This is a genomic window from Microbacterium sp., from assembly GCF_047972865.1.
Lineage (GTDB): Bacteria > Actinomycetota > Actinomycetes > Actinomycetales > Microbacteriaceae > Microbacterium.
The window spans coordinates 1-3,410 of sequence record NZ_JBKEAY010000258.1 but is presented as its reverse complement, the minus strand read 5'-3'; the positions used below and the strand labels follow the sequence as shown (position 1 = coordinate 3,410).

Genomic DNA, 3,410 nt, shown 5'->3' with positions numbered 1-3,410 from the left:
CGACACCCAACGCGCCACCACCGACATCAGAAGAGCAGACCAAGCCGAGCAGTACCAACTAGCCAGAACCGAAGTACCAGGTCGCTGGACTAGCCGTACCAGAAACCGCTACGCGCCATCGGAGCCACCACCTAAAGTCACGGCGGATCAGGCTTTTTCCGGCCTGACGCTTCACTTCTCTCCCAGTTCTGCTGAGCACGGGCCATTCTTGGGCCATTGCCGCGGCCAGACTTGCCCTTGCGCCCTGCCCCGGCAACCTTCCCGGTGCTGCCGCCGAGGGCCTGGTCGACACGGCTCCAGCGCGTAGCGCGCCGCCCTCGCGGGCACGGGAGTACCGCTCGGTGACCTGGAGGCTGGAGTGCCCGAGGGTCGCCTGCACATCGGGCGCGCTGGCGCCGGCGTCGAACAGGATCGTGGCGAAGGTGTGCCGGAGGTCGTGGTTAGGCCGACGTCGGCGTATTCACGATTATGTCGACGTTGTCGTTATGCCGATGTTTCCGAGTGTGTCCTGGTCAGCGGTGGTGAATGCTCGGGAACTGTCGGCATAATCAGAGCGTCTCCAGGAAGGCGATCAGTGAGCCCGGTGGTCGGTAGCGCATATCCACTTCCAGATCGGCGCCCGTGTCTGGGCGGCGGGTGCATGGCGGGGGCTGGACACGGCGGCGCTGTTCCGACAGCAAGGCGCGATCCGTACGCTCGGCACCGCGGTCCTCGCGGCGCACCCGCAGCTTGCCACCGTGCTCGACGCGCACGGGCTCACCCTCGACCCCGTGACCGGGGAGGTCGCAGAGCTGGAGCCATGGAACGCGCTCATGTCGAAGCGCGGCGCGCAGGTGGCGCGCAACCTGGAGAAGTTCACCTCCGAATGGGAGGCGGCGCATCCCGGTCAGGAGCCGGGGCCGGTGGCGCGCGCTCGGTTGCAGGCGAGGGCATGGGACGACGAGCGGCCGAACGAGAAGCCCTCGCAGCTCGGCTCCGAGGCCGGGTGGCTCCGCGAGTTGCAGGACGCCGGCTACGCGCCGGACCTGGCGCGCGCCACCGTGCAATCGGCGCGCACGCTGGACGAGCTGGTCGTGCAGCAGATCGCCTCCCGTGCGCTCGACCGAACCACCGCCGCAGCATCGGCATGGACGATCCATGACGTGTAGGAGCAGGTGGCGCGCATCGTCAACGAGGCCGGTGTGCGCGCCACCCCGGACGAACTGCGCCAGTTCGTGACTATGACGACTCGGCTGGCGGCGGACGACTGCCTCTCGATCCTGCCGCTGGACGCTCCACGCCCAGAGCATGTGGCGCATCTGACGACGTTGCAGGTCGTCGCCGTCGAGACGAAGCTGCGCGACAAGCTCGCCGCACGGGCAACCGTGCGCACGACGGGCGCAACCCCGGCCATACGCGAGCCCGGCCTGGACGCGGACCAGACGCGAGCGGCGGCCGCAGTCGCCTCGACTCGGCCGCTGGTCGTGGTCGAGGGCGCGGCCGGCGCAGGCAAGACCACCATGCTCGGCGCGGCGATCCGCGCCGCTGAACGCGACGGCCGAATGGTGCGGGTAGTGACGCCGACGAAGAACGCTGCTGACGTAGCCGCGGTCGAACTGGGCGTGCCGACCGATTCGGTGGCCGCGCTCGTGCACGCGCACGGGTTCCGGTGGAACGCCGATGGCGTCTGGAAACGCCTCGCTCCCGGCGACACAGCCCCGGATACGCGCGCGACCTACCGCGGCCCCGCCATAGAGAACCGCCTGGCCCCCGGCGAGCGGGTCGTGGTGGACGAAGCCGGGATGCTCGACCAGGACACCGCCCTCGCGCTCCTCACCGCCGCGGACGAGGCCGGGGCGACGCTCGCTCCGGTCGGGGATCGTGCGCAGCTACCGGCGGTCGGCCGAGGCGGCGTGTTCGCCATCGCTGCCGCCCTGACCCCGCGGGTGTACGGCCTGACGCGCCTGCACCGCTTCACCGATCCCGAGTACGCGCAGCTCACCCTCGACCTCCGGGCCAGCCACGACCCGGCAGGGCTGTTCGACCGATTGCATGCACTCGGCATGATCGTGCTGCACGAGGACGCCGAGACGCTACGCGCCGCGATCGCCGCAGTCCGGATCGACGGGGCCACGATCACCGCGGCGACGAACGACGAAGCCCTCGAGCTGAACGCCCTCATCCGTGAGGACCGGGCGCGTGCCGGCCTGGTCGACGACGCCCGCACCGTCGAGGGCTCGGACGGCCTCAGCATCGGCCGGCGCGACCTGATCCAGACCCGCCGCAACGACTCGGAGGTGCGCGTGGCGAACCGGCAGACCTGGATCGTCCAGCACGTCGGAGAGGATGGGAGCTTGTGGGTGCGCGACGCAGCCAGCGAGCGGAAGCAGCAGCACAGCGTCTGCCTGCACGCCGGGTACGTCTCGGAGCACACCCACCTTGCCTATGCCTCCACCGCATACGGGGTGCAAGGCAGGACTGCGCCGGAGTCGCACACGATCCTGTCCGACGCGCTCGACGCGGCAGGGTCTACGTCGGCCTCACCCGCGGGCGAGCGGCGAACCGCCTGCACGTCGTCGCCGCGGACCTCGGAGACGCCCGCGAGCAGTTCACGGCCGCACTCGAGCGGGACCGCGCCGACCGGGGGCTCCGCGAGGCGACCCGGCGGGCGCAGGCCGCGGTCGCTGGGATCGTCGCGGGTGGTCCCGTGGCGGTCGTGAACACCGAGCGTGCCCGTCTCACGAATCTGATCGAGCAAGCGGAGCAGGCGACGGCGAAGCGGGAACGGGAGGCGGCCGAGTTCGCCACGCTAGCGAACCGGCACGAGAACGAGACGGAGGAGCAGCAGGCGATCGTCGCGGCGGCCGAAGCGGAAGCGCAGCGAGTGCGGGCGGAGGTCGTCGGCCCGCTCGTCGCCCAAGCAACCACGGACGGCACGGTGGTCATCACCGCACAGTCTCGGATGTGGGAGGCATCGCGGACGCGGAGTGCGGCGCGAGGATTCCGCCAGCGCAGCGCGTCCCGTGCGCTGAGTGCCGCGACAGGCGAGCGTGAGACCGTCGAGACGACTGCTCGCCAGCGTTGGGGCAGCATCCCTGCCACGGCCGCAAGCGTTGAGGGAGGGGCCGCGACCGTCGCAGGTGGTGAGGCCGACGCGCACCCTCGTGTGGTCGAGCAACGTGAGGGCGTTATTGGCGCGCGGCAGGAGCAGCAGGAACTCGCCGCCCGGCACACCCAGGAGAACCGCGCCCTCATCGCCCAGTGTTCAAGGGCCGTACCCCGAGCAGCCCCCGGAAGCTCGCCGCCCAATGGCGGGCTCAGGCAGAAACGGCCCGCCGCGACCTCTCCAGCATCGAGGCTCTCCCGTCACCGAGGCGGCGAAGCTCATCCGCGACCGTGCCGCCCAGGAGCAGGCCCGTCGCGAGGCTGCC

3 protein-coding genes are annotated in these 3,410 nt (G+C 70.8%); 2 read left to right on the top strand and 1 reads right to left on the bottom strand.

The window, feature by feature from the left end:
- Positions 1–58: 58 nt before the first annotated feature.
- Positions 59–460, bottom strand: a complete 402-nt coding sequence (locus ACK5KK_RS15640) for a tyrosine-type recombinase/integrase (protein WP_416891009.1) — start codon at positions 458–460, stop codon at positions 59–61.
- A gap of 139 nt (positions 461–599) precedes the next feature.
- Here ACK5KK_RS15640 and ACK5KK_RS15635 point away from each other — a divergent pair, with 139 nt between their 5' ends.
- Positions 600–1,148, top strand: coding sequence for a relaxase domain-containing protein (locus ACK5KK_RS15635; RefSeq protein WP_416891008.1), 549 nt, complete (start codon positions 600–602; stop codon positions 1,146–1,148).
- Between the two features lie 6 nt (positions 1,149–1,154).
- A complete protein-coding gene (locus tag ACK5KK_RS15630) occupies positions 1,155–2,699 on the top strand; it encodes an ATP-dependent DNA helicase (protein WP_416891007.1) in 1,545 nt (514 codons plus the stop codon).
- Positions 2,700–3,410 lie beyond the last annotated feature (711 nt).